The organism is Paracoccus marcusii (assembly GCF_006151785.1).
In the GTDB taxonomy this organism is placed as follows: Bacteria; Pseudomonadota; Alphaproteobacteria; order Rhodobacterales; family Rhodobacteraceae; genus Paracoccus; species Paracoccus marcusii.
Genome location: NZ_VDDD01000282.1, coordinates 1 through 696, shown reverse-complemented (window position 1 = coordinate 696; position 696 = coordinate 1). Strand labels below are relative to the sequence as shown.

The 696-nt window shown below is 67.4% G+C and carries 1 protein-coding gene; it reads left to right on the top strand.

Going from position 1 to position 696, the window contains the following annotated elements:
• On the top strand, positions 1–629 hold a 629-nt coding region (locus tag FHD68_RS18765), incomplete at its 5' end, for a helix-turn-helix domain-containing protein (protein ID WP_208863821.1).
• Between the last annotated feature and the right edge of the window lie 67 nt (positions 630–696).

Below are 696 nucleotides of genomic sequence, written 5' to 3'. Positions count from 1 at the left end.
CAGGGGGCCTGCTGATGCCGGCGGCGGCCGGGTGGATCGTGCCGCCCTCCGTGTCGCTGACCCGCACCGGCTTCCGGGTCTGGTCGCCGGTGACCGGGTTGGCCTCGTTCCTGGAGGCAACCACGCGGAGCCTCTCTCATGATCTCGGTCATCTGGGGACCCTGCGCCACGAGCTGGCGCGTCTCTCGGCCATGACGTCGTCTGCACATGGGCGGTCGCGCCTTGGCGACCTGATCGCCTATCTGAAGGTCCAGCCGGTGATCAGCTCGGCGATGGTCATGGATCATCTGGGCGTGACGCGCCGGACGGCCCTGTCGCTGATCGGCGAGCTCGTCGATGCCGGCTGCCTCAGCAACCTCACCGCCCGCAGCACCTCCCGGTTCTGGGCGCTGCCGTCCCTTGCCGCGCGGATGGGACATGCAGGAGGGGCGGGGGCGGTTCGTGGCGGTGTGTTTGCCAGCTGCGAGGAGCCAAGCGAACGCTCGAAGCCAATCGGCGCGTTGGAACGAATAAGGGGAGGACGAGACGAGGGCCAACTGGACCGGATCATGGCGGATCTCGATGCCGCGATGTCGGGCCTGGATGATGTCGTGCGGCGGGCGGGGGGGCGGGAGCGGAAAGACGAGTAGATCCTGCAGCGGTCAATTCTTTGCATGTCTGGAGACGCACGCTGTGCGGTAGAGGTATCCTTAAGGC